The sequence below is a fragment of the Streptomyces sp. NPDC007095 genome (assembly GCF_040634475.1).
Lineage (GTDB): Bacteria > Actinomycetota > Actinomycetes > Streptomycetales > Streptomycetaceae > Streptomyces.
The window spans coordinates 1-26,679 of record NZ_JBEYFS010000130.1; the positions used below are offsets into that span (position 1 = coordinate 1).

Here is a 26,679-nt window from a genome sequence, read left to right on the forward strand (position 1 = left end):
GCCCCAGGCCTCGTTCGGGCCCCAGGCCTCGTTCGGGCCCCAGGCCTCGTTCGGGCCCCAGGCCTCGTTCGGGCCCCAGGCCTCGTTCGGGCCCCAGGCCTCGTTCGGGCCCCTGACCTCGTTCGGGCCCAGGCCTGGCTCGGTCAGGCGCAGCGCGGCGCGACGTAGCCGTCGCTGCCCGTCTTCACATAGGCGTCGGAGATGTACTCACCGTTGGCGATGTTGTCCCAGATGTTGGTGGTGCCGTACGGGCCGCTCACGGAGTCACCCGGGCGCTGGCAGGAGATCGACACGCGTGAGCCCTCGGGCAGCACCCGCACGATGCGGTAGCTGGTGCCGGGGCCGCTGCGGACGTTCACCGCGTAGCCGGGTGCGATGGGGTAGGTGACTTGCGCTGCGGTCGCCGTCATCGCGACCGCTTCGTCATCATTGCTTTCCATGTTTTCAATTCGCTCAACAGCCATTGAGGCCTCCCCCGTTGAATCAGATGGACCAGATCCAGCAGATCGAGCTGATGGATCGGTGGACCGATGGATTCAGGCAGTGCACATGTGTACGCCTGTCGCACGCGGAGGCTAGCAAGCCGCCTCGGTCTCGTACGAAGAATCGACTAGGCTCCGTGCGTCGCGCGTGCGGACGAACAGCACGGGGGTGGGTCCATGGCGCCACAGCGGAACTCCGGAGCGGATCCGGAAGCGGAACTTCCCGAGTACGCGGGGCAGTACCGCCTTGACGAGCGCCTCGGATCCGGTGGCATGGGCGTGGTCCATCTGGCCCGCAGCGGCTCGGGGCTGCGGCTCGCGGTGAAGGTCGTGCATGCCGCGTTTGCCATGGATCCCGAGTTCAGGGGGCGTTTCCGGCAGGAGATCGCCGCGGCGCGGCGGGTGAGCGGTGCGTTCACCGCCCCCGTGGTCGACGCCGACCCGGAGGCCGAGCGCCCCTGGATGGCCACCCTGTTCATACCGGGCCCGACCCTCGCCGAGCAGGTGAAACGGAACGGACCCATGCCCGCCTCCCAGCTGCGGCGGCTGATGGCCGGGTTGGCCGAGGCGCTGCGCGACATCCATCGGGTGGGCGTCGTACACCGGGATCTCAAGCCCAGCAACGTCCTGCTCGCCGAGGACGGCCCGAAGGTCATCGACTTCGGTATTTCACGGCCGTCGGACAGTGAACTGCGTACCGAGACGGGCAAATTGATCGGAACGCCGCCGTTCATGGCACCCGAGCAGTTCCGCCGTCCGCGGGAGGTGGGACCGGCCGCCGACATCTTCGCCCTGGGCTCGGTGATGGTGCACGCGGCGACGGGCCGTGGCCCCTTCGACTCCGACAGCCCCTACGTCGTCGCCTACCAAGTCGTCCACGACGAGCCGGACCTGACCGACGTGCCCGGCAACCTCGCACCGCTCATCACCCGCTGCCTCGCCAAAGAGCCCGAGGACCGGCCGACGCCCGACGAGCTGATGCGGGAGCTGCGCTCGTTGGCGGCTTCGTACGACACGCAGGCGTTCATTCCGGCTCAGCGCACCAACCAGGCCGACGCCCCGGCCGCCCCGGCCGCTCCCGCCGACGCGCAGTCCCCGCCGCCCGCGCCACGGTCCAAAGGCCGAGCCCTCAGGCGCGTCGCCCTTGCCGTCGGCGCTCTCGTCCTTGTCGCGGGCGGGACGCTGGCCACGACCCGGCTGCTCGGGCAGGACGGCACCGGCACCGCTCCGCCGGACCATCAGCAGCGGTCCGCACCGGCCGCGTTCAGCGGGTGGGACACCAAGCCCGTAGCCCGAGCCGACGGGGCGCCCCAATGCTCGTACGGCGGCGGAAAGTTGTTCTGTGCCCAGCCGGGGCTGGTCTCCGCCCTCGACCCGGTCGACGGCAGGGTGCTGTGGCGTCACGCCTCGACCGAGCAGAGCCTCCCGGACGAGGCACCCGCGATTTCGGGCGGCCTGGTGCATGCCGTGACTCACGCCGGTCGGCTCCTGGAGGCACTCGATCCTGCCTCGGGCAAGGTGCGCTGGAAGATGGACCTTACGGCGTACGGCCGATGGCAGCGTGTGGGGGGCTTGGTGCTCCTCACCCGTGCCGACGGGACGGTCAGCGGGGTGGACGGCGCCACGGGTGAGCGCCGTTGGAGCCGTCGGCTGCCGGAACAGACCGCGCCGAACGTTGCCGCGTTTGCCGGGGACGAACTCGCCTACGCCACGAGCACGACGGACGACGGAACGCGTACGCAGGTGACCGCGGTGGACCCGGAGACCGGCGACGTGCGGTGGAACACCGGTCTCAAGGGGACGCTGTATCCGGTCGGCGCATGGCGGGGCACCGTGTTCTTCACGTCGGTCGACAAGAGCACCCAGACCGTCGCCCTGGTCCAGTACGACCCGAAGAGCAGGACGTCGCACCGGGTGAGGCTCGATGTGGCGCTGCCGCAGGCTCAGACCACCGTCCGCGGGAGCACCGTCTACATGATGAGCACCCTCGGCGCGCTGGTGGCCGTCGACATGGACGCCCGGAAGCAGCTCTGGCGCCTCGAGACCTCCGTGAGCCGGGGCTCGGCACCGGCCGCCGGCGCCAAGCACGTGTACTTCACCGCGGCCGACGGGCGGCTGCTCGCCGTGGACGCCGTCCGGGGCAAGCTCGTCGGCCAGACCCGGACAAGACTCGGAACGCAGTCGGACCGGGTCGCGGCCGGACTGCAGAAGCCGATGATCGCCGATGGCCACGTCTACACGAGCACGCCCGACGGGACCGTGTTCGGCGTGGCGGGGGACGATCCGGCGGCCTGGTGAGCCAAAGGGGCAGAACAACGAGGGGGCAGAGCAGAGGGGCCGCTTCCGAAGAAGCGGCCCCTTCATGAGTTTCCGGGGTCTGGTCAGCCCAGTTTGGAAACGTCTCGTACGGCGCCCTTGTCCGCGCTCGTCGCCATCGCGGCGTAGGCGCGGAGGGCGGCGGAGACCTTGCGGTCGCGGTTTGCGGGGGCGTATACGCCGTTGAGGGCGTCGCGGCGGGTGGCGAGTTCCTCGTCGGAGACCAGGAGTTGGATCGAGCGGTTCGGGATGTCGATGTGGATGCGGTCGCCGTCCTGGACCAGGGCGATGGTGCCGCCGGAGGCCGCCTCGGGGGAGGCGTGGCCGATGGACAGGCCCGAGGTGCCGCCGGAGAAGCGGCCGTCGGTGATCAGGGCGCAGGTCTTGCCGAGGCCGCGGCCCTTGAGGAAGGACGTCGGGTAGAGCATCTCCTGCATGCCGGGGCCGCCCTTGGGGCCCTCGTAGCGGATGACGACGACGTCGCCGTGCGTGATCTCCTTGCGGAGGATCTTGTCGACGGCCTCTTCCTGCGACTCGCAGACGACCGCGGGGCCCTCGAAGGTCCAGATGGACTCGTCGACGCCCGCCGTCTTCACGACGCAGCCGTCGACCGCCAGGTTGCCCTTGAGGACCGCCAGGCCGCCGTCCTTGGAGTAGGCGTGCTCGGCGGAGCGGATGCAGCCGTTCTCGGCGTCCTCGTCGAGGGCTTCCCAGCGCTCGGACTGGGAGAAGGCCTCGGAGGAGCGGACGCAGCCGGGGGCCGCGTGCCACAGTTCGATCGCCTCGGGGGACGGGGAGCCGGCGCGCACGTCCCAGGTCTTCAGCCAGTCGGAGAGGGACGGGCTGTGGACCGAGTGGACGTCCTCGTTCAGGAGGCCCGCGCGGTGCAGTTCGCCCAGCAGGGCGGGGATGCCGCCTGCCCGGTGCACGTCCTCCATGTAGTACGTGCGGTCCTTGGCGACGTTCGGGGCGACCTTGGCGAGGCACGGCACGCGGCGCGAGACCTCGTTGATCTCGTCCAGGCCGAAGGGGACGCCCGCCTCCTGGGCGGCGGCCAGCAGGTGCAGGATCGTGTTGGTGGAGCCGCCCATGGCGATGTCGAGTGCCATGGCGTTCTCGAACGCGGCGTGCGTGGCGATGTTGCGGGGCAGGACCGACTCGTCGTCCTGGTCGTAATAGCGGTGCGTGATCTCGACCACCGTGCGGGCCGCGTCCTCGTACAGACCCTTGCGGGCCGTGTGGGTGGCGAGCACCGAGCCGTTGCCCGGGAGGGACAGGCCGATGGCCTCGGTCAGGCAGTTCATCGAGTTGGCGGTGAACATGCCGGAACAGGAGCCACAGGTCGGACAGGCGTTCTCCTCGATACGGAGGATGTCCTCGTCCGAGATCTTGTCGTTCACCGCGTCGGAGATCGCGTCGACCAGGTCGAGCGTACGGACCGTGCCGTCGACCAGGGTGGCGCGGCCGGACTCCATGGGGCCGCCGGAGACGAAGACCGTCGGGATGTTCAGGCGCAGGGCCGCCATGAGCATGCCGGGGGTGATCTTGTCGCAGTTCGAGATGCAGATCAGGGCGTCGGCGCAGTGGGCTTCCACCATGTACTCGACCGAGTCCGCGATCAGGTCGCGGGAGGGCAGGGAGTAGAGCATGCCGCCGTGGCCCATCGCGATGCCGTCGTCGACCGCGATCGTGTTGAACTCGCGCGCGATGCCCCCGGCCGCGGTGATCGCCTCGCTGACGATGCGGCCGACGGGCTGGAGATGGGTGTGGCCCGGCACGAACTCCGTGAAGGAGTTGGCGACCGCGATGATCGGCTTCCGTCCGATGTCCGCGCCCGGTACACCGGAGGCGCGCATAAGGGCGCGTGCGCCCGCCATATTGCGGCCGTGGGTGACTGTGCGGGACCTCAGCTCGGGCATCGTCGCTCGCTCCTTCGGAGAGTAATGACTGAGGTCGAGCCTACGCCGGTGCGCCAGGATTCGGACGGGGCGTCCGGAATGCGGGATGCGCGTCTCGGGGGGCGGCTGCGGGTGGTTGTTGTCGAGGGGCGCCGTGGGGGCTGTTCTCAGTGGTGGGTGCAGGTCGTCTTGAGCTGGTCGCGCCACGCGGCGGAGCCGCACCATGCCACAGCCCCGCGCTCCTGAGGGGCGCTCGGCTCACGGGGCTGTCAAGTGGCCCTGTACCACCGGGGCCACCCGCTCGACGATGCGTTCCACGTCCGCCGAGGCCAGCGGCTCGACCTTGATGACGTAGCGGAGCATCGCCACCCCCACCAGCTGGGCCGCCGCCAGTTCGGCGCGCAGTTCCGGGTCGGGGAGGTCGAGGCGGCCCGCGATGCGGCGCAGCAGCTGGGCGGCGACCAGGCGGCGGAAGACGGCGGCCGCGGTCTCGTTGTTCACGGCGGAACGGACGATGGCGAGCAGCGGGGTCCGAGTGGTGGGGTTCTCCCAGATACCGAGGAGGAAGCGGGTCAGGCGCTCGCCGACCGTGTCGAGGGGGCCGTCCTCGACCGCGGTGGGCGCGGCCAGGGCGGGCGCGAACGCGACCTCGATGGCCGCCTCGAAGACCTGCTCCTTGGTGCCGAAGTAGTGGTGCACGAGGGCGGAGTCCACCCCGGCGGCCTTGGCGATGCCGCGCACCGACGTCTTCTCGTAGCCGCGCTCGGAGAACTCCTCGCGGGCGGCGTCCAGGATGCGGTCGCGGGTGGCGGGGGCCGCCTCCGTCTCCGTACGGGAAGGCCGTCCCCTACGACGGGGGGCGGTGGCGTCCGTCACCGGCGGGGCACCTTCACCGCGGAGGCCAGGTGCAGGCGGGTGAAGGCCAGCGCCTCCGCCAGGTCCGCCTCGCGTTCGGCGCTGGACATGGCACGGCGGGTGTTGACCTCGATGACGACGTGGCCGTCGAAGCCGGAGAGCGCGAGGCGCTCCAGCAGTTCTGCGCAGGGCTGGGTGCCGCGGCCCGGGACCAGGTGCTCGTCCTTGTTGGAGCCGTTGCCGTCGGCGAGGTGGACGTGGCCGAGGCGGTCGCCCATGCGGTCGATCATCTGCAGGGCGTCGCTGCGGGCCGTCGAGGTGTGGCTGAGGTCGATGGTGAAGTGGCGGTAGTCGTCCTTCGTCACGTCCCAGTCGGGGGCGTACGCGAGCATCTCGCGGTCGCGGTAGCGCCAGGGGTACATGTTTTCGACGGCGAACCGTACGTCCGTCTCGTTCGCCATGCGCCACATCCCCGTGACGAAGTCGCGCGCGTACTGGCGCTGCCAGCGGAAAGGGGGGTGTACGACGACCGTCGACGCGCCCAGCTTCTCCGCCGCCGCCTGGGCGCGCTGGAGCTTGACCCAGGGGTCGGTGGACCAGACGCGCTGGGTGATCAGCAGGCAGGGGGCGTGAACGGCGAGGATCGGGATCTGGTGGTAGTCGCTGAGGCGGCGGAGGGCTTCGATGTCCTGGCTGACCGGGTCGGTCCAGACCATCACCTCTACGCCGTCGTAACCGAGGCGCGCGGCGATCTCGAAGGCCGTCGCCGTCGACTCCGGATACACGGACGCCGTGGACAGCGCGACCTTCGCATCCGGGATGCGCACGACTGGTTCTGCCACGAGGGACAGCGTAAGCCTCCGGCGGTTGGGCGGGGGGCGGTGGGGGCTGGCTGGGGAGTCGGCGTTGGATGGCGCTGAGTGGGGCGCTGGGTGGGGCACTGGGTGGGGCGCTCTAGCGCCGTCGCGGGGTTCGCCGTGGGCGGGTGCGGGTGGTTTGTGGCTGGGCGCGCGGTTCCCCGCGCCCCGGGTGGGGCGCGGGGAGCGTGACATCGGTTACTCGGTCACTCTGATGCCATCTGGTCCAGGCGGCGGAGGATGACGCCCTCTCGTAGGGCCCAGGGGCAGATTTCCAGGGTTTCCACGGCGAAGAGGTCCATGGCGCCCTCGGCGACGAGGGCGCCGGCGAGGAGTTGGCCGGAGCGGCCGGGGGAGACGCCGGGGAGTTCGGCGCGTTCGTCGGCGGTCATGGAGGCCAGCCGGGGGACCCAGTCCTCCAGGGAGCGGCGCTTGAGTTCGCGCTGGACGTAGAGGCCGTCCGTGGAGCGGGCGGCGCCGGCCAGGCGGGCGAGCTGCTTGAAGGTCTTGGAGGTGGCGACCACGTGGTCGGGGGCGCCGAAGCGGCTGAATTCGCCGACGGTACGGGCGATCTCGGTCCGGACGTGGCGGCGCAGGGCCTTGACGTCCGCCGGGTCCGCGGGATCGGTGGGCAGCCAGCCCGCGGTCAGCCGTCCGGCGCCGAGTGGCAGCGACGCCGCCGCGTCCGGCTCCTCGTCCATGCCGTACGCGATCTCCAGCGAGCCGCCGCCGATGTCGAGGACCAGCAGCTTCCCCGCCGACCAGCCGAACCAGCGGCGGGCCGCCAGGAAGGTCAGCCGGGCCTCTTCCGCCCCGGTCAGGACCTGGAGCTCGACACCGGTCTCGGCCTGCACCCGGGCCAGTACGTCGTCGGCGTTGCTGGCCTCGCGCACGGCGGAGGTCGCGAACGGCAGCAGGGCCTCGACGCCCTTGTCCTCGGCGGCCTCAAGGGCGTCCCGGACGGTCGCGATCAGTTTTTCGACGCCGTCGAGGCCGATCGCCCCGCTCTCGTCGAGCAGTTGGGCAAGCCGCAATTCGGCCTTGTGCGAGTGCGCGGGCAGCGGGCGCGCGCCGGGGTGTGCATCCACCACCAGCAGGTGCACCGTGTTCGAACCCACGTCGAGGACACCGAGTCTCATGTACGGAACGCTACTGCGAGTACGGCGGTCGACCGTCCCCGGAGCGGGCTGAAGCGACTTACCCTGGACGGGTGCCAAAGACGAAAAAGGCGAAGCCCGACAAATCGGCCAAGGGTTCTTCGCAGGCGAAGGCCTCCGCGTCCAAGAAGTCCCCGACGAAGTCCCCGAAGAAGGCCACCGTGTCCGACGAGAAGGGGCTCGACTTCGCTCGGGCATGGGTGGAGTTTCCGGATCCCGCCGACGACGAGCAGGTCTTCCGGTGCGATCTGACATGGCTGACCTCTCGCTGGAACTGCATCTTCGGAAGCGGCTGTCAGGGCATCCAGGCCGGTCGCGCCGACGACGGCTGCTGCACGCTCGGGGCCCACTTCTCCGACGAGGACGACGAGAAGCGGGTGGCCGGGCACGTGGCACGGCTCACGCCGGACATCTGGCAGCACCATGACGTGGGGCTGAAGACCGGCTGGGTCTCCGAGGACGAGGACGGCGACCGCCAGACCCGCCCCTACCAGGGCTCGTGCATCTTCCAGAACCGGCCCGGCTTCGCCGGCGGCGCGGGCTGCTCGCTGCACATCCTGGCGATCAAGGAGGGGCGCGAGCCCCTGGAGACCAAGCCGGACGTCTGCTGGCAGCTGCCCGTGCGCCGGACGTACGAGTGGATCGACCGGCCCGACGACACGCGCGTGCTCCAGGTCTCCATCGGCGAGTACGACCGCCGGGGCTGGGGTCCGGGCGGCCACGACCTGCACTGGTGGTGCACGTCGGCGACCTCGGCACACGGCGCGGGCGACCCGGTGTACGTCTCGTACCGCCCGGAACTGATCGAGCTGATGGGCAAGGCGGGGTACGACCGGCTGGTCGAGCTCTGCGAGGAGCGGCTGGCCTCGCAGCTGCCGTTGCTGGCGCCGCATCCCGCGGATCCGGTCGCCTGAGACCCTCCGGTCCATCGTCTTCCCGCCCCTTCCCGCCCGGCTTCCCGCCCCGCGAGCTTCACGAGGACGGGGTCGGGGCGGAGCTGTCGCTGGGCGGCTGCGTCGAACCGCCCGGACCCGACGGGTCCGACGGGTCCGACGAAGGTGGCGGGGACGAGGGGTCCGTGGGCGTCGGCTGGGGGTCGCCGGGCGTCGGTGGCGGGTCCGAGGCGGGCGGGGTCGGGCCGGGGGCGGACGGGGTGGGACGGCCGGGCGTCGGGCCGGAGCTGCCCGGGGCGGACGGACCCGCTGTTCCGTACCCCCCGATCGTGACCACCGCTCCCGCCGGTGCGATCGCCACCCGCGCGCCCCAGGGGCCCACCGGCTCGCGAAGATGATCGACGTACACCTTGATCGTGAACGTTTCTCCGGGGGCCAGCGTTCCCGACGACTGGCTGAAGTAGAGCCAGGACGCTCCCGTTTCGGCGGACCAGTGGACCGGTGAGTTCCCGGAGGCGGCGAGCGTGACGAGGGTCGTGTCGCCGCTGCCCGAGGCCCGGACCGAGAGGTGGCCGGCGCCGCTTCCGGCACTGGGCGCGCTGATGACCTCCACGGAGACGTCGGGCGAGCGGTTCCCCTTGGCGAAACGGGCGCCGGGTCTGGCGCTGGCGTTGCCGGCGTTCTCGTAGCCGCCCGTCTCCTCGCCGGTGATGCCGTCGGGCCCGTGCGCCTCGCTCGCGGTGATCGAGCGGCCGTCGGCGCCCTCGCCGGTGAGGGGCGCGCCGCGGTAGGCCGCCCAGAGGGCGAGAACGGGTGCGGCGACGACGGTGGCGACGACGGTCGTCGTGACGGCACGCGCGCGAAGGCGGTCCCTGCGGGCGGCGTGGTCCTTGGGGTCCATGGGGAAACCGCGCCGGTCGAAGCGTGGAGCGGCGCCTCGCGCGCGCGGGACGTGTGCCATCGCGATGTGCAGGGCCGCGCGCGGGGCCTCGAGGACGGGGAGCGCGGCGGGCGTGACGCTGGTGCCGGGCCAGGCGCCGGGCGCGGCGCGCTCGGCGGTACGGCGACAGCGCGGACAGTCGTCGACGTGCCGGACCAGTTCCCGGCGCAGGGTGGTGCTCAGGACGAGCTGGTTGTCGCCGGTGAGGCGGGCGACGCTCGGACAGGTGCCGGTCTCCACGACGGCGAGGGCGGCGCGGGTGCGTTCGACCTCGCAGGCGGCGGTGGCGAGCAGTTCGCGGGCCTTGACGAGGTCCAGGCCGAGGACGGCGGCGACCTCGGCGGCGGCGAGCTGGTGGCGCACGGCGAGTTCGAGCGCCTCACGCTGCTCGGGAGTGGTGCCGGCCGCCTCCGGCCAGGCCAGCAGGGCGAGTTCGTGCCGGCGCCGGTCCTGCGCCTCCTCGGAGACGGGGGCGCTCAGCGCCTCGGCCGCACTTCGGTCGGCGGCTTCCTTGTGCCCCTTGAAGAGGGCCTTGTGGCCCTTGGCGGGTGTACCCCGACCGGAGGCGTGGGCCGCCTGGCGCCTGCGCCGGGCCTCGGTGAGCTTGCGCAGACACGACCAGCGGGCGAGGGCGTACAGCCAGGCCCTGCGGTCGTCCGCGGACGCCGGTCCGCGCTGGCCACGGCGCTCGGCCAGCGCGAGGGCGTCCCCGAGGGCGGTGGCGGCCTCGTCGTGGTCGCACAGAACGGACAGGCAGTAGGTGAAAAGGCCGTCCAAGTAGGGCTCGTACCGCGCGGGAGGGCGCTGAGCCAGGGTGCGGGTGTGCGCGCCACGGGGCGCGGTCACCCGCTTACGTGCGTCTCCGTGCGCCCGGTGTGCGCCGGTGGTGTGCGTGGAGGTTTCCGGACTGCTGCTCATCACCCGTGCGACCGTAGGTGCCCCAGGGTGGCCCCTTCTTCCCCCTTGAGCACATTTAATCCGTACGGGTGAAACGATCCCTCAAAAGGGGACAGGAGCCTCCGATTCCGTGGCCCACACCGTCACAGGCGGCAACGGCAGGCCATGGCAGATGCCCCGCCGAGCGGGCCCGCCCGTGCTGTCAGTCCTCTCGGCTACGGTTCCGTCATGGCTGCCCGTACGAAAACCGCGAAGGACCGGCCGTCCTACCGCTGCACCGAGTGCGGATGGCAGACGGCCAAGTGGCTCGGCCGCTGCCCCGAGTGCCAGGCGTGGGGCACGGTCGAGGAGTACGGCGCGCCCGCGGTCCGTACGACGACACCGGGCCGCGTCACCACCTCCGCGGTGCCGATCGGGCAGGTCGACGGCCGCCAGGCCACGGCCCGCTCCACCGGCGTGCCCGAGTTGGACCGCGTCCTCGGCGGCGGTCTCGTGCCCGGCGCGGTCGTCCTGATCGCGGGCGAGCCCGGTGTGGGCAAGTCCACGCTCCTCCTGGACGTGGCGGCGAAGGCGGCGAGCGACGAGCACCGCACGCTGTACGTGACGGGTGAGGAGTCGGCCGGCCAGGTCCGGCTGCGCGCCGACCGCATCAAGGCGATCGACGACCATCTGTATCTGGCGGCGGAGACCGACCTGGCCGCCGTGCTCGGCCACTTGGACGCCGTGAAGCCCTCGCTCCTCATCCTGGACTCGGTCCAGACCGTCGCCTCTCCGGAGATCGACGGGGCGCCCGGCGGCATGGCCCAGGTGCGGGAGGTCGCCGGGGCGCTCATCCGTGCCTCCAAGGAGCGCGGCATGTCCACGCTCCTTGTGGGCCATGTCACCAAGGACGGCGCGATCGCGGGCCCCCGCCTGCTCGAACACCTCGTGGACGTCGTCCTGAGCTTCGAGGGCGACCGCCACGCGCGCCTGCGTCTCGTCCGGGGGGTCAAGAACCGGTACGGGACGACGGACGAGGTCGGCTGCTTCGAGCTGCACGACGAGGGCATCACGGGCCTCGCGGACCCCTCCGGCCTCTTCCTCACCCGCCGTGCCGAGCCCGTCCCCGGCACCTGTCTGACGGTCACCCTGGAGGGCCGCCGCCCGCTGGTGGCCGAGGTGCAGGCCCTCACCGTCGACTCCCAGATCCCCTCCCCCCGTCGTACGACGTCCGGTCTGGAGACCTCCCGGGTCTCGATGATGCTGGCGGTCCTGGAGCAGCGGGGCCGGATCAGCGCCCTCGGGAAGCGGGACATCTACTCGGCGACGGTGGGCGGCGTGAAGCTCTCCGAGCCCGCCGCGGACCTCGCCATCGCCCTCGCGCTCGCGTCGGCGGCGAGTGACACCCCGCTCCCCAAGAACCTCGTGGCAATCGGCGAAGTAGGGCTCGCGGGCGAGGTCAGACGGGTCACGGGAGTGCAGCGGCGGCTCGCCGAAGCGCACCGTCTGGGCTTCACGCACGCCCTCGTTCCGAGCGATCCGGGCAAGATCCCTGCCGGTATGAAGGTCCTGGAAGTCGCCGACATGGGCGACGCGCTGCGGGTCCTTCCACGCTCCCGTCACAGAGAGGCCCCACGGGACGAGGAGCAGCGCCGGTAGACTTTGCCCTGGTCTCGCCCGTCCGTACGAACCCTGGACGAATCTTGGGCGACCGGAAACCCGCGACCCGAGGAGTGCAGTGGCAGCCAACGACCGGGCAGCAGCTCCCGGAAAGTCCGGTGGGAGCTCCGGTGCCGATGGCCTGATGCGCGCCTCATTGAGCGCCGTGGCACCTGGCACGGCCCTGCGCGACGGGCTCGAGCGAATCCTCCGTGGCAACACCGGCGGACTCATCGTGCTCGGCTGGGACAAGACCGTCGAGTCGATGTGCACGGGCGGCTTCGTCCTGGACGTCGACTTCACGGCGACCCGGTTGCGCGAGCTGTGCAAGCTCGACGGCGGCATCGTCGTCGACAAGGACATCACCAAGATCCTGCGGGCGGGCGTCCAGCTCGTACCCGACCCGACGATCCCGACGGAGGAGACCGGCACCCGGCACCGCACGGCGGACCGGGTGAGCAAGCAGGTCGGCTTCCCCGTCGTCTCGGTCTCCCAGTCGATGCGTCTGATCGCGCTGTACGTCGACGGTCAGCGCCGCGTCCTGGAGGACTCCGCCGCGATCCTCTCCCGCGCCAACCAGGCCCTCGCGACCCTGGAGCGCTACAAGCTCCGTCTCGACGAGGTCGCGGGCACGCTCTCCGCGCTGGAGATCGAGGACCTGGTCACCGTCCGGGACGTGTCGGCGGTGGCGCAGCGCCTGGAGATGGTGCGGCGCATCGCCACGGAGATCGCCGAGTACGTGGTGGAGTTGGGCACGGACGGGCGTCTGCTCGCCCTCCAGCTGGACGAGTTGATCGCGGGCGTGGAGCCCGAGCGGGAGCTGGTGGTCCGGGACTACGTGCCGGAGCCGACCGCGAAGCGCTCCCGCACGGTCGACGAGGCCCTCTCCGACCTGAACGCCCTGGCCCACTCAGAGCTGCTCGAACTGCCCACGGTGGCGAGAGCCCTGGGCTACACCGGCTCCCCCGAGGCGCTCGACTCCGCGGTCTCCCCGCGTGGCTTCCGCCTCCTCGCCAAGGTTCCGCGTCTGCCCGGCGCGATCATCGACCGCCTCGTCGAGCACTTCGGCGGTCTGCAGAAACTCCTCGCCGCGAGCGTCGACGACCTTCAGGCGGTCGACGGGGTGGGCGAGGCGCGGGCGCGCAGCGTCCGTGAGGGGCTGTCGCGGCTGGCGGAGTCGTCGATCCTGGAGCGCTACGTCTGACGACCCGCTACGCCTGACGACCCGCTACGCCTGACGGTCTTGACGGGGCCGGGCGCGCTCCAAGGGCGCGTGTGGGCCGTGCGGGCACCACCACCCGCCGGCCTCGGCCCTCGGGGGTTCCATGGCCGCCCCTCCGAGGGCTCCCGCCCCCGCGCTCAGTCCTGGGACAGCACGAACGACGTCGTCGCCTTCGCCAGGCCCGGTGCCTTCGCCTCCACCAGGTAGGTGCCCGCGGTCGCGGAACCCGCCGGGGGTGTCGCGCACTGGGCGGCGCTGGCCGTGCGGTCCCAGTCGACCGTGTAGGTCACCTGGTCGCCGGCCGGAACGCGGAAGAAGAGGCTGGCGGCGTCCTTGGGGCAGTCGTTCGAGGACCAGAAGCTCTTGTCGCCGCCGGCCTGAGTGATCGTCAGTACCGCGCTCTTCGGGCCGAGATCGACCTTGCAGTCACTGGCGGAGGAGTTCTTCGCGATCAGCTCGATCGACGGCTTGTCGCCGGGGGCGTACGTGTTGTACGTGCTGCGCAGGGTCAACTTGACGGCGCCCGCAGTGCAGTTGGGGAGAGTGGAGCCGGCCGGTACCTGATCCCCGGAGCTGGTGCCACCGCTGGAACCGCCTGCCGAGCCACCACCGCCCGCGCTGCCGGTCCCGCCGGAGCCGTCCCCGCTACCGCCACCGCCACTGCCGCTGCCACTGCCACTGCCACTGCCACTGCCGCCGCTTGCCGTGCCGGTACTCGCGCCGGGGCTGGACTCGTCGCGGCCGCCCGGGTGTTGGCTGATCGCGGGTCCGGAACCGGAGGGGCCCGGGGTGATCGTCTGCATGGGGTTCTTCCCGTTGGACCCGTCCGCGTTCTTCTTGCCGCCTCCGCCGCCGCTGCTGACGACCCAGACGATCAGCAGCGCCAACAGCGCTACCAGGGACAGCAGAACGGCCCTCCGACGCCAGTAGATCGTGGAGGGAAGTGGCCCGACCGGATTGCGCATAGATCCCACGGCGCAAACTGTACGAGAGATCCACGCCGGCGCTCGCCCCACCCGCCGCCCTGAGCGTCAACTTTTCCGGATCATCATTCCGGCACACCGGCCGAGTTGCCCCCACACCGGCCTTTCGCCCCCGCCGCCCCTGCCCTCCCCCGAGTTCTCGGCTTCGCTCGAGCAGGGGGAGGACCTCCATCATCCCCGGGGCTCCGCCCCCAGACCCCGTTATCGGCCTGAGCGGCCTCGTCCTCAAACGCCGGACGGGCTGAGTGATGCGGGCCGGTGTGCAGACTTTCAGGGGTGCGGGGAACTGCGCGGCCAGCCCCCACCACCCCGCAGGCAAAGGAGCCCGTGTGGGGCCGCGGCGAAAAGCCACCCCTCCGCGCCTCGGAGGAAACCGCGTAGCCCCATCCCCGCATGGCAGGATCGGAAACGCCATGACTGCACCCACCATGCCCACACCCAGCCCCCAGCCCGACGCCGCCGGCAAGACCCTGCACGAACCGGTGATCACTTGGTTCGACGAGCACGCCCGTGACCTCCCCTGGCGCCGCCCCGACGCCGGCCCCTGGGGCGTGATGGTCAGTGAGTTCATGTTGCAGCAGACCCCGGTCAGCCGTGTCCTGCCCGTGTACGAGCAGTGGGTCGCCCGCTGGCCCCGCCCCGCCGACCTGGCCAAGGAGGCCCCGGGCGAAGCCGTCCGCGCCTGGGGCCGGCTCGGCTACCCCCGCCGCGCGCTCCGGCTGCACGGCGCCGCGGTCGCCATAACGGAACGGCACGGCGGCGACGTACCCACGGAGCACGCCCAGCTGCTCGCGCTGCCCGGTATCGGGGAGTACACGGCCGCCGCCGTCGCCTCGTTCGCGTACGGGCAGCGGCATGCCGTGCTGGACACCAATGTCCGAAGGGTGTTCGCACGAGCCGTCAGCGGCGTGCAGTACCCGCCGAACGCCACCACCGCCGCCGAGCGCAAGCTCGCCCGTGCCCTCCTGCCCGAGAACGAGACCACCGCCTCCCACTGGGCCGCCGCCTCCATGGAGCTCGGCGCACTGATCTGCACGGCGAAGAACGAGGCCTGCCAGCGCTGCCCGATCGCCGCGCAGTGCGCCTGGCGGCTGGCAGGCAAGCCGGCGCACGACGGCCCGCCGCGGCGCGGCCAGACGTACGCGGGCACGGACCGCCAGGTGCGCGGCAAACTCCTCGCCGTGCTGAGGGAGGCCGTCGAGGGTCCGGTCCCGCAGTCCGTACTCGATCGCGTGTGGGACGAGCCCGTGCAGCGGGCCCGCGCCCTCGACGGACTCGTCGCCGACGGACTCGTGGAGCCGCTCCCGGGTGGTTTGTATCGGCTGCCCTTGACCCAGTCGCCGCCCCCAGGACACCGGTCACAGCCTCAAAACCACCCCAACCGGGACTTGTAACCACACCGCCTTACCCACCTCATACATCCGTTACACAACCGACGTACAGCCGAGCGCTCACCGAAGGCTGCCTCGGACAACCCCGTGACAACGCCTCCGTAGCTTCATTTCCGTACCGCACACACAGCAGAACGACAGCGGGACACAGGAAACGGACAACCGGCAGCAGGCGCGAGCCAGGCACGTCGGACACGGGGATGGAGGCGGTTGATCATGGCGCACGGCGAGGTGCTCGAATTCGAGGAGTACGTCCGCACTCGGCAGGACGCGCTGCTGCGCAGTGCCCGTCGCCTGGTCCCCGACCCCGTCGACGCCCAGGACCTCCTGCAGACCGCGCTCGTACGGACGTACGGCCGCTGGGACGGCATCGCGGACAAGCGGCTCGCCGACGCCTATCTGCGCCGCGTGATGATCAACACGCGGACCGAGTGGTGGCGGGCGCGGAAACTCGAAGAGGTGCCCACCGAGCAGCTCCCGGACGCCTGCGTCGACGACTCGACCGAGCAGCACGCGGACCGGGCGCTCCTTATGGACATCATGAAGGTTCTCGCTCCCAAGCAACGCAGCGTCGTGGTGCTGCGACACTGGGAGCAGATGTCCACGGAGGAGACGGCCGCCGCCCTCGGCATGTCGGCCGGAACGGTCAAGAGCACGCTGCACCGGGCGCTCGCCCGGCTCCGCGAGGAGCTGGAGAGCCGCGACCTGGACGCACGCGCGCTCGAACGTGAGGAGCGGGAGCGTTGCGCGGCCTAGGAACTCGGGCCAGGCAGGTCCTGAAGGCGGCGAGCGCGGTGACGGCCGCGCTCGCCCCCCTAGGGCTTTTACTGTACCCCGGCGCCACGGGTGGCACGGGCGCCCGCGACGAGGGCCCGGCGAGCAGTGAGGCGGTGGCGAAGGGGGCGGCCCCGAGCCACGCGCCCTCCGCCTCCCCGTCCAAGACGCCCAAACGCGTGGACGCGGTCAAGCTCGTCAAGGACGACCCGGAGGTCAGCGACTCGGTCAAGAACGCGCTGACGAAACCGTGCGTCGCCGACGAGTACCCGGTCGACGTGTCGTACGGGGATCTGACCGGAGGAGCCACGGACGACGTCGTGGTCAACGTCATGACCTGCGGGGATGCCGTGGGGATCGGCTCGTACGTCTACCGCGAGGAAAGCGGCAGGTACGAGAATGTCTTCAAGACCGAGGAGCCGCCGGTCTATGCGGAGATCGACCGGGGCGACCTGGTGATCACCCAGCAGTTGTACAAGAAGGGCGACCCGGTGGAGTACCCCTCCAGTGAAGAAGTGATCACCTACGGGTGGACCGCGACCCACTTCACCGAGAGGTCCCGGACGCACAACGACTACAGCAACGCGGTGGGCGGCGTGGACACACCCGCTCCCGCGAACTGAGCGCAGACGGAGCAGCCGGATGGCAGAACAGACCCACGTCCTGTTCGTCGAGGACGACGACGTCATCCGCGAGGCCACGCAGCTCGCTCTCGAGCGCGACGGCTTCGCGGTGACGGCCATGCCCGACGGGCTGTCGGGCCTGGAGGCGTTCCGCGCCGACCGTCCCGACATCGCCCTGCTGGACGTGATGGTCCCCGGACTCGACGGCGTTTCGCTGTGCCGCCGCATCCGTGACGAGTCCACCGTCCCCGTGATCATGCTGTCCGCGCGCGCCGACTCGATCGACGTCGTGCTGGGCCTGGAGGCGGGCGCCGACGACTACGTGACCAAGCCCTTCGACGGGGCCGTGCTGGTCGCCCGGATCCGCGCGGTGCTGCGCCGTTTCGGACACGCGAGCGGTTCGAACGGAGTCCCCGAAGAGGCCTCGTCCGTCGACGGCGGGATGCTCTCCTTCGGCGACCTGGAGATCGACACCGAGGGCATGGAAGTCCACAAGGGCGGTACGCCGGTGGCCCTGACGCCCACCGAGATGCGGCTGCTGCTGGAGTTCTCCTCCGCGCCGGGTACGGTGCTGAGCCGCGACAAGCTGCTCGAACGCGTGTGGGACTACGGCTGGGGCGGGGACACCCGAGTCGTCGACGTCCACGTACAGCGGCTGCGGACGAAGATCGGCCAGGACCGGATCGAGACGGTCCGCGGCTTCGGCTACAAGTTGAAGGCCTGAGCAGGGACATGCGGGGGATATTTCGGCGCCGGACTCCGGCGGGCGGCAACGGCCCGACCGGCCCCAACAGACCGGTCGGCGGGCGCGACAGGGGCGACGGGCGCGGGCCGGTCGACGGGTACGGCTCGGTGGACGGGTACGGCTCGGTGACGGGGAACAGCCCGGTGACCGGGAGCAGTCGGACCGGCCGGAACACACCCGTCGAACCGGGCACACCCGTCGGCCGGGGCCCATCTGCCGGGCGGGTCGCATCCGTCGGCCGGAGCGCAGCTGTCGGCCGTGGCGTGCCTGTGGGCATGCGCATGGCGGCGGCCGCCGGGAACTCCGGCATTCGCACGGGCATCCGGTGGAAGCTCAGCGCGGCGATCGCCATGGTCGGCGCGCTGGTCGCGGTCGCGCTCAGCCTCGTCGTGCACAACGCGGCGCGCGTCTCGATGCTCGACAACTCGCGCGACCTGGCGGACGAGCGCATCACGGTCGCCGAGCGCATGTACGAGTCCGGGCGGACCCAGGCCTTCGGGGTCAAGGTCGACGACCCGGCCATCCCGAAGGCCCTGCTGGCGAAGGTCATGCAGGGCCGGCGGGCCACCTTCGTGGCCGACCGTCCGAACGGGGTCCCGGACATCTGGGCGGCCGTACCCCTCAAGGACGGCCGCGTCCTCTCGCTCCACACCGGTTTCACGGACCGCAACACCGACGTCATGAAGGACCTCGACCAGGCGCTGATCATCGGCTCGATCGCGGTCGTCTTCGGCGGCAGCGCGCTCGGCGTGCTGATCGGCGGCCAGCTCTCGCGCCGGCTGCGCAAGGCCGCCGCCGCGGCGAACCAGGTCGCCAAGGGTGAGACCGACGTACGGGTCCGGGAAGCGATCGGCGGGGTCGTACGGGACGAGACCGACGACCTCGCGCGTGCGGTGGACGCCATGGCGGACGCGCTCCAGCAGCGCATCGAGGCCGAGCGCCGGGTGACCGCCGACATCGCCCACGAACTGCGCACGCCGGTGACCGGCCTGCTGACGGCCGCGGAACTCCTTCCCCCCGGCCGCCCCACGGAACTCGTCCGCGACCGTGCCCAGGCCATGCGGACCCTGGTCGAGGACGTCCTCGAAGTGGCGCGGCTGGACGGCGCCTCCGAGCGGGCCGAACTCCAGGACATCCTGCTCGGCGAGTTCGTGTCGCGGCGCGTGGCCGCCAAGGACGCCGACGTCGACGTACGCGTGATCCACGAGTCGGAGGTCACGACGGATCCGCGTCGCCTGGAGCGCGTGCTGTTCAACCTGCTGGCCAACGCGGCACGGCACGGCAAGCCGCCGATCGAGGTCTCGGTCGAGGGCCGGGTCATCCGGGTCCGCGACCACGGTCCCGGCTTCCCCGAGGAGCTCCTCGCCGAGGGACCCAGCCGCTTCCGTACCGGCAGCAGCGACCGCTCGGGCCACGGTCACGGCCTCGGCCTCACCATCGCGGCCGGTCAGGCCCGGGTGCTCGGCGCGCGGCTGACCTTCCGAAACGTCCGGCCCGCGGGGGCTCCCGAGCACGTGCCCGCGGAGGGCGCGGTCGCGGTGCTGTGGCTGCCGGAGCACGCGCCGACGAACACCGGCAGCTATCCGATGCTGCCGACCTGATGCGGGTGAGCGAGTACCGGTTGCCGTTGCCGTTGCCCCTGCCGTAGGCCGGGCCCGGCTCGGCCAGTCCCCGGCCCAGCCGATTCGTTCGGCTGAGGGCCGGTGGGACTGGGCGCGCAGTTCCCCGCCCCTCAAAAGCCTCGGATCGACCGGCGTTTCGAGAACGAGGCCAAAGTCCGACCCGCACCCTTCGACCCGCCCGGCACCCAGCCCGTCCGGCGATCGAGGACGTCGCACCGGGCGTGTACAGGAGAAGACCCCCGGGGCGGACACTCCGGGGGTCTTCGGATCAAGCGGGGTCGGATCGGGCGAGGTCAGACGGTCTCGGCGACGGTCGGCTTCGGCGCCGAGTCGCTCACCGCACCCTCGGCCGAGCCCTCCGGCTGCGACGCCCCCGCACCCGCCCCCCGCAGCGGAACCTCCTTCACGAACACCGCGGCCACCAGCGCCCCCACCGACACCACCGCGCCCAGCAGGAACGCGGAGTGCGTTCCGGAGGACACCGCGTACTGGTACGCCTCCCGCGCCGCGGCCGGCAGCTTGGCCAGGCTCGCCGCGTCCAGCTGTGCCGACTGCTCGGTGACCTTGGACCCCAGCGCCCCGGCCCGCTCGGTCATCACGTCCTGGACCCGCTGATTGAACAGCGCACCCATGATCGCGACGCCGAAGGACGAGCCGAGCGTACGGAAGAGGGTGGTGGACGAGGACGCGACGCCCATGTCCTTCATCTCGACGCTGTTCTGCGCGACCAGCATGGTGATCTGCATCAGGCAGCCCATGCCGAGGCCGAGCACGGCCATGTACAGCCCGGAGGTGAACCGGGTCGTACCGGTGTCCATCTGAGAGAGCAGGAACAGGCCGACCGCCATGAGCACGCCGCCGACGATCGGGAAGGCCTTGTAGCGCCCGGTGCCGGTGGTGACCCGGCCGGCGACCATCGAGGTCACCAGCATCGCGCCGAGCATCGGCAGCAGGAGCAGCCCGGAGTTCGTCGCGGACGCGCCCTGCACGGACTGCTGGTACAGCGGCAGGAAGAGCGTGGCGCCGAACATCACGAAGCCGGTGATGAAGCCGATGATCGACATCAGCGTGAAGTTGCGGCTGCGGAAGATGTGCAGCGGCATGATCGGCGCGGCGGCCTTGGTCTGCACGAAGACGAAGCCGACCAGCGCGGCGACACCGATGCCGATGAGCTCCATGATCCTGGCCGAGCCCCAGGCGTACTCGCTGCCGCCCCAGGTGGTGACCAGCACGATGGACGAGATACCGAGGGCCAGGAGTCCGGCGCCGAGGTAGTCGATCTTCGCCTGGACGCGCTTCTTCGGCAGGTGCAGTACGGCGCTGATGGCGAGAAGCGCGACGATGCCGAGCGGCAGGTTGATGTAGAAGGACCAGCGCCAGCCCCAGTGGTCGGTGATGGTGCCGCCGATGAGCGGTCCGCCGATCATGGCGAGCGCCATGATGCCGGCCATCATGCCCTGGTACTTTCCGCGCTCCCGCGGCGGAATCAGGTCACCGATGATCGCCATGACGCCGACCATCAGACCACCGGCGCCCAGACCCTGAACGGCACGGAAGCCGATGAGCTGCCCCATGTCCTGGGCCATACCGCTGAGCGCGGAGCCGACCAGGAAGATCACGATCGAGGTCATGAAGGCGCCCTTGCGCCCGTACATGTCGCCGAGCTTGCCCCAGATGGGGGTGGAGGCGGCGGTCGCGAGGGTGTACGCGGTGACGACCCATGACAGGTGCTGGAGGCCGCCCAGCTCGCCCACGATCGTCGGCATGGCCGTGCCCACGATCATGTTGTCGAGCATTGCCAGCATCATTGTGATCATGAGCGCGAGCAACACGACGCGTACGCTGCGCGGTTGTTTCTCGGTCTCTATGACCGCTTCCTTGTTGTCCGCCACGGTTCCACTCCCCTGGGTACTTACTTGCCGCCCGGCAAGTTGACTACACTGAGGGAAGTTAGACCGGTAACTAGCCGGGCGTCAAGTAAGTTTTCCTGGATTTGCCAGTCGGACGACACGTACGTTTCAGGGAGTGCGAGGAGTACAGGGATGGGCGGCGACACCATGGACGGCACCAAGCGACAGCGCCGCGGGGACACCCGCCAGCGCATCCAGGACGTCGCCCTCGAACTCTTCTCCGAGCACGGCTACGAGAAGACCTCGCTGCGCGAGATCGCCGAGCACCTCGACGTCACGAAGGCGGCGCTCTACTACCACTTCAAGACCAAGGAAGACATCCTCATCAGTCTCTTCCAGGACCTGTCCAGGCCCATGGACGAGCTGATCGAGTGGGCGCGGCAGCAGCCTCGCACGCTGGAGACGAAGCAGGAGATCCTGCGCCGCTACAGCAACGCGCTCGCCGAGGCGGCCCCGCTCTTCCGCTTCATGCAGGAGAACCAGGCGGCCGTCCGCGAGCTGCGCACGGGCGAGGACTTCAAGGACCGCATGATCCGGATGGTCGGCCTGCTCAAGGAGCCGGACGCCGATCTGACGGACCAGGTGCGCTGCATCAGCGCACTGTTCTCGATGCACGCCGGGATGTTCCTGCTCAAGGACGTCGAAGGCGACCCCGAGGAGAAGCGCAAGGCTGTCCTGGAGGTCGCGATCGACTTGGTGACGCAGGCACACGGCGGTGCCGGCGTCACCCCTGAGGCGTCTTAGACGGTCACGCCCTGGGCGCGCAGGAAGACGACCGGGTTGACCGCGGAACCGTAGTTCGGGGTCGTACGGATCTCGAAGTGCAGGTGCGGGCCGGTGGTGTTGCCGGTGTTGCCGGAGAGCGCGATGTGCTGGCCGGTGGCGACGACCTGGCCGATCCGCACGTCTATCCGGGACAGGTGGGCGTACTGCGAGTAGGTCCCGTTGCCGTGCTTGATGACGATGGCGTTGCCGTACGCGGGACCGTCACCGCCGCCGTTGCCGCCGGCCTTGACGACGGTGCCGCCGTGCGCGGCGACGACCTCGGTGCCGGTGGGCACGGCGAAGTCCTGCCCGGAGTGGTTGTGCTGCCACAGGTTGCCGGCCTGGTTGAAGCCCGCGGAGAGCGTGTACTTCTTCACCGGGTCGACCCAGGAGGCGGACGCCTTGGTGGCGGCCGTCTTCACGGCGGCCTGCGGGGCCGCCTCGGTGGCGGCGGCCGCGACCCCGGCGCCCAGTACGGCCGTGGCACCCACGCCGACGGCCAGGACGGCCGCCCTGGAGCGGAGCAGGGACATACGGGAGTGGCGGGACGTGACGCGCTTCGACATTCGGAACCTCGTGGGAACGGAGACGGGGGTCAGGTCCACCCGACGGACAAGCCGTCGCCGAGTGGGCCATCCCTTGGTAACCCGAGCCCTGGCCGACACACAAAGTCCTCATCTACGACGCCAGGTCGTAGTTCACCCTGAAATTTCCACCTTCTTGACAGACGCCCCATCCCGTATCGAATACGCCCGATTTTTCAGGGTAGAGACGTTTAAACCCACTTACGGGCACTGCGTTCCGGCCCGATAGGACCCTCGCCGCACCGCCGACCGCGACGCCGCACACCCCATGGGGGTTCCGCACCATTACGTCCGTTTTGCCCGTCCCTCGCTGTCCACTACTCGCCCTAGTAGGGGACAAATCGCCTGTGCGTCATGTCACCGCAAGGGCGTGTCTGAAGGCTGTTCGGCGGCGGCCCATGAGCTGTCGGCACGGCTGGGCCCGGACCGGGTCGCCACCTCCACCTCCGGCTCTGTCCCTGTCCCTGTCCCTGTCCCTGTCCCTGTCCCTGTCCCTGTCCCTGTCCCTGTCCCTGTCCCTGTCCCTGTCCCTGTCCCTGTCCTCGGCTACGGCTACGGCTACGGCTACGGCTACGGCTACGGCTACGGCTACGGGTACGGGTACGGGTACGGGTACGGGTACGGGTACGGGTACGGGTACGGGTACGGGTACGGGTACGGGTACGGCGGCAGCTTGCTCCTGCGACGTCCCGGGGAACCACTACGCGATCCGCACCCGGACCGTGACCGCGGTCACCCCGGACGCCGTGCGGGCGCTCCTCGACGCGGGCTCCGCACTGACCTCGCCGCTGTCCGGCATCACCATCCCCCCGTTCCACGGCGCCGCCGCAAGGCTCCTCGCCGCCGAACGCCACTACGACCCGCACACGATCTTCTCCGCGACGCCACTCCCGACCTGCGACAGGCCCTAGGGTGATCTGAGCAGCCGTCACCGTGCCGTCCGGGGGAGCGACATGGAACCAGCAGCCATAGGTGCCAAGTTGGCCTCGAGCGTGGTCGCACCGCTCGTCAAGAAGCTCTTCGTGGCGGACGGCCCGGGCGCCGGGCTGGTCGAGAAGCCGGTGCGGATCTCCGGGTTCGTCTCCTTCAGGGGAGAGAAACGGATCCTCGGGGAGAAGGAACTGACCACGCTGGCCGCCGAGCTGGTCGCCCGAGCCCTGCGCACCGGGGAACGCCCACTGGCCGCCGACGAGGAGCAGGCCGTCGTCCATGCCCTCGCCGACACCCTGCACGCCCTCGGCGACCTCGCCATGACCGACGTACAGGCCGTGGAACTCGGTCACGAGGCGCTCGCCCTGCGGCTGCGCGCCGCGAGCGGCAACCCTGAGCGGGACCTCTCCTTCGACGCGACCCTGTTCTACGAGCGGATCCTGAGCGCGGCCTGCCTGCACATCCTGCACTTCTTCACCCAGCGCTCGGCCTTCGTGGCCCGCACGCTGGTGGAGCAGAGCCGCAGGCAGAGCGAACTCATCTCCAAGATGGACGAGTTGATCGCACGGACTCCCCCGCCCGGCGGCACGGATCCCGCCTTCGAACGGCGGTACCTCGCATACGTCGCGACCAAGCACAGCCGGCTCACCATCTACGGCATCGACCTCGTCAACTCCCCCGAGCGCTGGCCCCTCGACGCCGCCTACCTCGGCCTGCAGGCCGTGCGGGCCACCGAGGACGCGGAGGCGACCGGCCCGAACGGGACGCGCATCTCGGCCGCCGGCAGCACCCTCCCCGCCGAGCAGGCCCTCGCCGAACAGGACCTGGTGCTGCTGCGCGGAGTGGCCGGCTCCGGCAAGACCACCCTCGTGCAGTGGCTGGCCGTGACCGCGGCCCGGGGCGAGCGCGGCGACCGGATCCCGTTCGTCCTGCCCCTGCGCACCCTCGTCCGCCGCCCCGACGGACTCCCGGCGCCCGACGGTTTCCTCGCCGCCGCCCGCGTGCCCTTCCACGCCACCCAGCCGGACGGCTGGAACGACCGCGTCCTCGGCGCCGGGCGCGGGCTGCTCCTCGTCGACGGCATCGACGAGATCCCCGAACGCGACCGCGAGCGGACCCGCCGCTGGCTGCGCGAACTGCTGGACGTCTATCCCGGCAACCAGTGGCTGGTGACCTCCCGTCCCTCGGCCGTCCGCGAGGACTGGCTCACCCCCGACGGCTTCACCGAGCTCGCCCTCACCCCCATGAGCCGCGACGACGTCACCGCCTTCATCCGCCGCTGGCACACGGCGGCCCGGATCGACGCCCCGGACACCGACCGCCTCGACGGCTACGAACACTCCCTCCTCACCGCCGTCGGCACCAAGCCCGACCTCGGCCGGCTCGCCACCAACCCCCTGATGTGCGGGCTGATCTGCGCGCTGCACCGCGACCGGCGGGGCTATCTGCCGCACGGCCGGCAGGAGCTGTACGACGCCGCCCTGTCCATGCTGCTGTCGCGCCGTGACGAGGAGCGCGACATGTTCGCGCCCGACCGCACCGGCGGCATCCACCTCACGGAACTCCCGCAGGTCCAGCTCCTCCAGCGGCTGGCCTACTGGCTCATCCGCAACAACCAGTCCGAGATGGACCGCGACCGTGCCGAACGCATCGTCGCCGACGTCCTGCCGTCCCTCCCCTCCGCCGCCGCGCAGGGCGACGCCCCGGCGATCCTGCGCCATCTCCTCGTCCGCAGCGGCCTGCTCCGCGAACCCACCCTCGGCACCGTCGAGTTCGTGCACCGCACCTTCCAGGACTACCTGGGCGCGCGGGCGGCGGTGGAGGACGGGGACTTCGGGCTGCTGGTGCGCAACGCCTTCGACTCCCAGTGGTCGGACGTCATCCGGATGGCGGTCGCGCACGCCCGCCCCCGCGAACGGGCCACCCTCCTGGCCGACTTGGCCAAGTCCGCCGAGGAGACGTCCGGAGCGGCGGGTACGCGTGTACGGCTGCTCGCCCTGGCCGCGCTGGAACACGCCACGGAACTCGACCCCCACGTCCGCGCGGCCGTGGAGCGCAACGCCGCCTCGCTCATCCCGCCCCGTACGACCGAGGAGGCCCGCACCCTCGCCGACGCGGGCCCGCTCGTCCTGGAGCTGCTGCCCGGACCCGAGGGGCTCACCGACGACGAGGCCAGGGCCGTGGTCATCACCGCGTCACTCATCGGCACGGACGCGGCACTCCCGGTCCTGTCCCGCTTCCGGTCGCATCCGTCACTGCTCGTACGGGCCCAACTCGCCTGGACCGCACACCGGTTCGACACCCGGCGCTACGCGGCCGACGTCATCGCCCATCTGCCACCGGACGACCTGTACTTCTGCGCGCACTCCGTCGACCAGCTGCGCGCCCTGCGCGACCTCGGCGGCCGCCCCTTGGTCCAGGTCATCGGGGACATCGACTCGGACGACATACGCGAGGGCCTGCTGCCTGGCCAGCTGTCCAAACTCGTCGTAAGCGGCAACCGCGTCCTGCGCGATCTGCGCTTCCTGTCGGATCAGGGGCAACTCGCGCATCTGGACATCAGCGGCGGCAGCCCGTACGTCCACGACCTCACCCCGCTCGCCGAGCTGCCCCTGAAATGGCTCTTGCTCGCCGGTCTGCCCGGACTCGAGAATCCGGACGCGCTGGTACCGCTCTCGGCATCCCGCACTCTGCGCCTGCTCGACATCGGCATCCCGTTGCACGGCGACTCCCTCGATGAGGTACTCCCCCGGAATCTGCCGCTGACGTATCTGCGGTTCACCAGGAACGCTCTCCAGCACACAGGATTGCGCGGCCTCGGTCATATGCACTCGCTGAAGCAGCTGAGTCTCGCCTCACTCCCGGAAAAGCTCACTCCCGAGGACTTCGAAGAGATCACCCGGCTTCCCGCTCTACAAGAACTTCGTGTGAACTGGAATGCCGTCGGGTGGAGCGCGGGCCCGGTGCTGCCGAACGTGACGAGGCTGCGGCTCAACAAGTTCACGGGAAACGAAGACCTCTCAAATGTCCCGGTTCTCTTTCCCGGCCTGCGCAGAGTCACGTTCCATCTCGCCTCGAACGTGACCGACGTACCGGAACATCTCCTGGCGTTCCTCCCGGAGACCGCCGCCGTCACCATCGAGAAGACCGACAGCGTGGTGTGAGAAAAAGGGGCTGCCCCGGGACCGAAGTCCCGG

At 70.7% G+C, this 26,679-nt stretch carries 20 protein-coding genes and 1 pseudogene; 12 read left to right on the forward strand and 9 right to left on the reverse strand.

Annotation, left to right across the window (positions count from 1 at the left end; translation table 11 throughout):
- Positions 1-143: 143 nt before the first annotated feature.
- On the reverse strand, positions 144-440 hold the full coding sequence (locus ABZ656_RS35255) for an SH3 domain-containing protein (protein WP_360273470.1): 297 nt from the start codon (positions 438-440) through the stop codon (positions 144-146).
- A 219-nt stretch (positions 441-659) separates the two neighbouring features.
- Between ABZ656_RS35255 and ABZ656_RS35260 the strand changes: the two genes are divergently transcribed.
- Positions 660-2,780 carry a serine/threonine-protein kinase gene (locus tag ABZ656_RS35260; RefSeq protein ID WP_360273473.1) on the forward strand — a complete coding sequence of 707 codons (2,121 nt, stop codon included), beginning with the start codon at positions 660-662 and terminating at the stop codon, positions 2,778-2,780.
- Positions 2,781-2,863: 83 nt separating this feature from the next.
- Here ABZ656_RS35260 and ilvD read toward each other — a convergent pair whose 3' ends face one another.
- The 4 genes from ilvD to ABZ656_RS35280 form a co-directional block, all read right to left on the reverse strand.
- On the reverse strand, positions 2,864-4,717 hold the full coding sequence (gene ilvD / locus ABZ656_RS35265; protein ID WP_101399930.1) for a dihydroxy-acid dehydratase: 1,854 nt from the start codon (positions 4,715-4,717) through the stop codon (positions 2,864-2,866).
- A 237-nt stretch (positions 4,718-4,954) separates the two neighbouring features.
- Positions 4,955-5,572 carry a TetR family transcriptional regulator gene (locus tag ABZ656_RS35270; RefSeq protein ID WP_101399929.1) on the reverse strand — a complete coding sequence of 206 codons (618 nt, stop codon included), beginning with the start codon at positions 5,570-5,572 and terminating at the stop codon, positions 4,955-4,957.
- The gene (locus ABZ656_RS35275; protein ID WP_075032411.1) at positions 5,569-6,393 is read right to left on the reverse strand and encodes a sugar phosphate isomerase/epimerase; all 825 of its coding nucleotides are present in this window, start codon (positions 6,391-6,393) and stop codon (positions 5,569-5,571) included. The genes ABZ656_RS35270 and ABZ656_RS35275 overlap by 4 nt, the downstream gene beginning before the upstream one ends.
- A 221-nt stretch (positions 6,394-6,614) precedes the next feature.
- Complete coding sequence (locus tag ABZ656_RS35280) at positions 6,615-7,547, reverse strand: Ppx/GppA phosphatase family protein (RefSeq protein WP_101399928.1); 933 nt, start codon at positions 7,545-7,547, stop codon at positions 6,615-6,617.
- Between the two features lie 179 nt (positions 7,548-7,726).
- On the opposite strand from ABZ656_RS35280, the gene ABZ656_RS35285 reads away from it, so the two are divergent.
- Entirely contained in the window at positions 7,727-8,479 is a 753-nt protein-coding gene (locus ABZ656_RS35285) for a hypothetical protein (protein ID WP_060896527.1), read from the forward strand.
- 58 nt (positions 8,480-8,537) lie between these two features.
- Here ABZ656_RS35285 and ABZ656_RS35290 read toward each other — a convergent pair whose 3' ends face one another.
- Complete coding sequence (locus ABZ656_RS35290; RefSeq protein WP_360273478.1) at positions 8,538-10,316, reverse strand: hypothetical protein; 1,779 nt, start codon at positions 10,314-10,316, stop codon at positions 8,538-8,540.
- 207 nt (positions 10,317-10,523) lie between these two features.
- On the opposite strand from ABZ656_RS35290, the gene radA reads away from it, so the two are divergent.
- Both radA and disA read left to right on the forward strand, forming a co-directional pair.
- Entirely contained in the window at positions 10,524-11,933 is a 1,410-nt protein-coding gene (gene radA / locus ABZ656_RS35295; RefSeq protein ID WP_360273481.1) for a DNA repair protein RadA, read from the forward strand.
- Positions 11,934-12,012: 79 nt separating this feature from the next.
- A complete protein-coding gene (gene disA / locus ABZ656_RS35300) occupies positions 12,013-13,137 on the forward strand; it encodes a DNA integrity scanning diadenylate cyclase DisA (RefSeq protein ID WP_054228678.1) in 1,125 nt (374 codons plus the stop codon).
- 155 nt (positions 13,138-13,292) lie between these two features.
- Here disA and ABZ656_RS35305 read toward each other — a convergent pair whose 3' ends face one another.
- Positions 13,293-14,129: a hypothetical protein gene (locus tag ABZ656_RS35305; RefSeq protein ID WP_360273484.1), complete on the reverse strand. Its 837-nt coding sequence runs from the start codon at positions 14,127-14,129 to the stop codon at positions 13,293-13,295.
- Between the two features lie 422 nt (positions 14,130-14,551).
- Between ABZ656_RS35305 and ABZ656_RS35310 the strand changes: the two are divergent.
- The 5 genes and pseudogenes from ABZ656_RS35310 to cseC form a co-directional block, all read left to right on the forward strand.
- Positions 14,552-15,472: pseudogene (locus tag ABZ656_RS35310) on the forward strand (A/G-specific adenine glycosylase); the annotation flags it as partial.
- A 273-nt stretch (positions 15,473-15,745) separates the two neighbouring features.
- Positions 15,746-16,285, forward strand: a complete 540-nt coding sequence (locus ABZ656_RS35315; protein WP_060898668.1) for a SigE family RNA polymerase sigma factor — start codon at positions 15,746-15,748, stop codon at positions 16,283-16,285.
- Between the two features lie 38 nt (positions 16,286-16,323).
- Positions 16,324-16,926 carry a hypothetical protein gene (locus ABZ656_RS35320; protein ID WP_360273505.1) on the forward strand — a complete coding sequence of 201 codons (603 nt, stop codon included), beginning with the start codon at positions 16,324-16,326 and terminating at the stop codon, positions 16,924-16,926.
- A gap of 19 nt (positions 16,927-16,945) precedes the next feature.
- Entirely contained in the window at positions 16,946-17,650 is a 705-nt protein-coding gene (cseB, locus tag ABZ656_RS35325; protein WP_101399922.1) for a two-component system response regulator CseB, read from the forward strand.
- Positions 17,651-17,946: 296 nt separating this feature from the next.
- Entirely contained in the window at positions 17,947-19,272 is a 1,326-nt protein-coding gene (gene cseC / locus ABZ656_RS35330) for a two-component system sensor histidine kinase CseC (protein WP_101399921.1), read from the forward strand.
- Between the two features lie 314 nt (positions 19,273-19,586).
- Here cseC and ABZ656_RS35335 read toward each other — a convergent pair whose 3' ends face one another.
- On the reverse strand, positions 19,587-21,185 hold the full coding sequence (locus ABZ656_RS35335) for an MDR family MFS transporter (RefSeq protein ID WP_360273489.1): 1,599 nt from the start codon (positions 21,183-21,185) through the stop codon (positions 19,587-19,589).
- Between the two features lie 150 nt (positions 21,186-21,335).
- Between ABZ656_RS35335 and ABZ656_RS35340 the strand changes: the two genes are divergently transcribed.
- Positions 21,336-21,947 (forward strand): TetR/AcrR family transcriptional regulator, encoded by a 612-nt coding sequence (locus ABZ656_RS35340; protein ID WP_248003057.1) that lies wholly within the window; start codon positions 21,336-21,338, stop codon positions 21,945-21,947.
- Here ABZ656_RS35340 and ABZ656_RS35345 read toward each other — a convergent pair.
- Positions 21,944-22,534, reverse strand: coding sequence for a M23 family metallopeptidase (locus ABZ656_RS35345; RefSeq protein WP_101399919.1), 591 nt, complete (start codon positions 22,532-22,534; stop codon positions 21,944-21,946). The genes ABZ656_RS35340 and ABZ656_RS35345 overlap by 4 nt on opposite strands.
- Positions 22,535-22,950: 416 nt before the next feature.
- On the opposite strand from ABZ656_RS35345, the gene ABZ656_RS35350 reads away from it, so the two are divergent.
- Entirely contained in the window at positions 22,951-23,463 is a 513-nt protein-coding gene (locus tag ABZ656_RS35350; RefSeq protein WP_360273492.1) for a hypothetical protein, read from the forward strand.
- 42 nt (positions 23,464-23,505) lie between these two features.
- Positions 23,506-26,646 carry an NACHT domain-containing protein gene (locus ABZ656_RS35355; protein WP_360273495.1) on the forward strand — a complete coding sequence of 1,047 codons (3,141 nt, stop codon included), beginning with the start codon at positions 23,506-23,508 and terminating at the stop codon, positions 26,644-26,646.
- Positions 26,647-26,679: the final 33 nt, after the last annotated feature.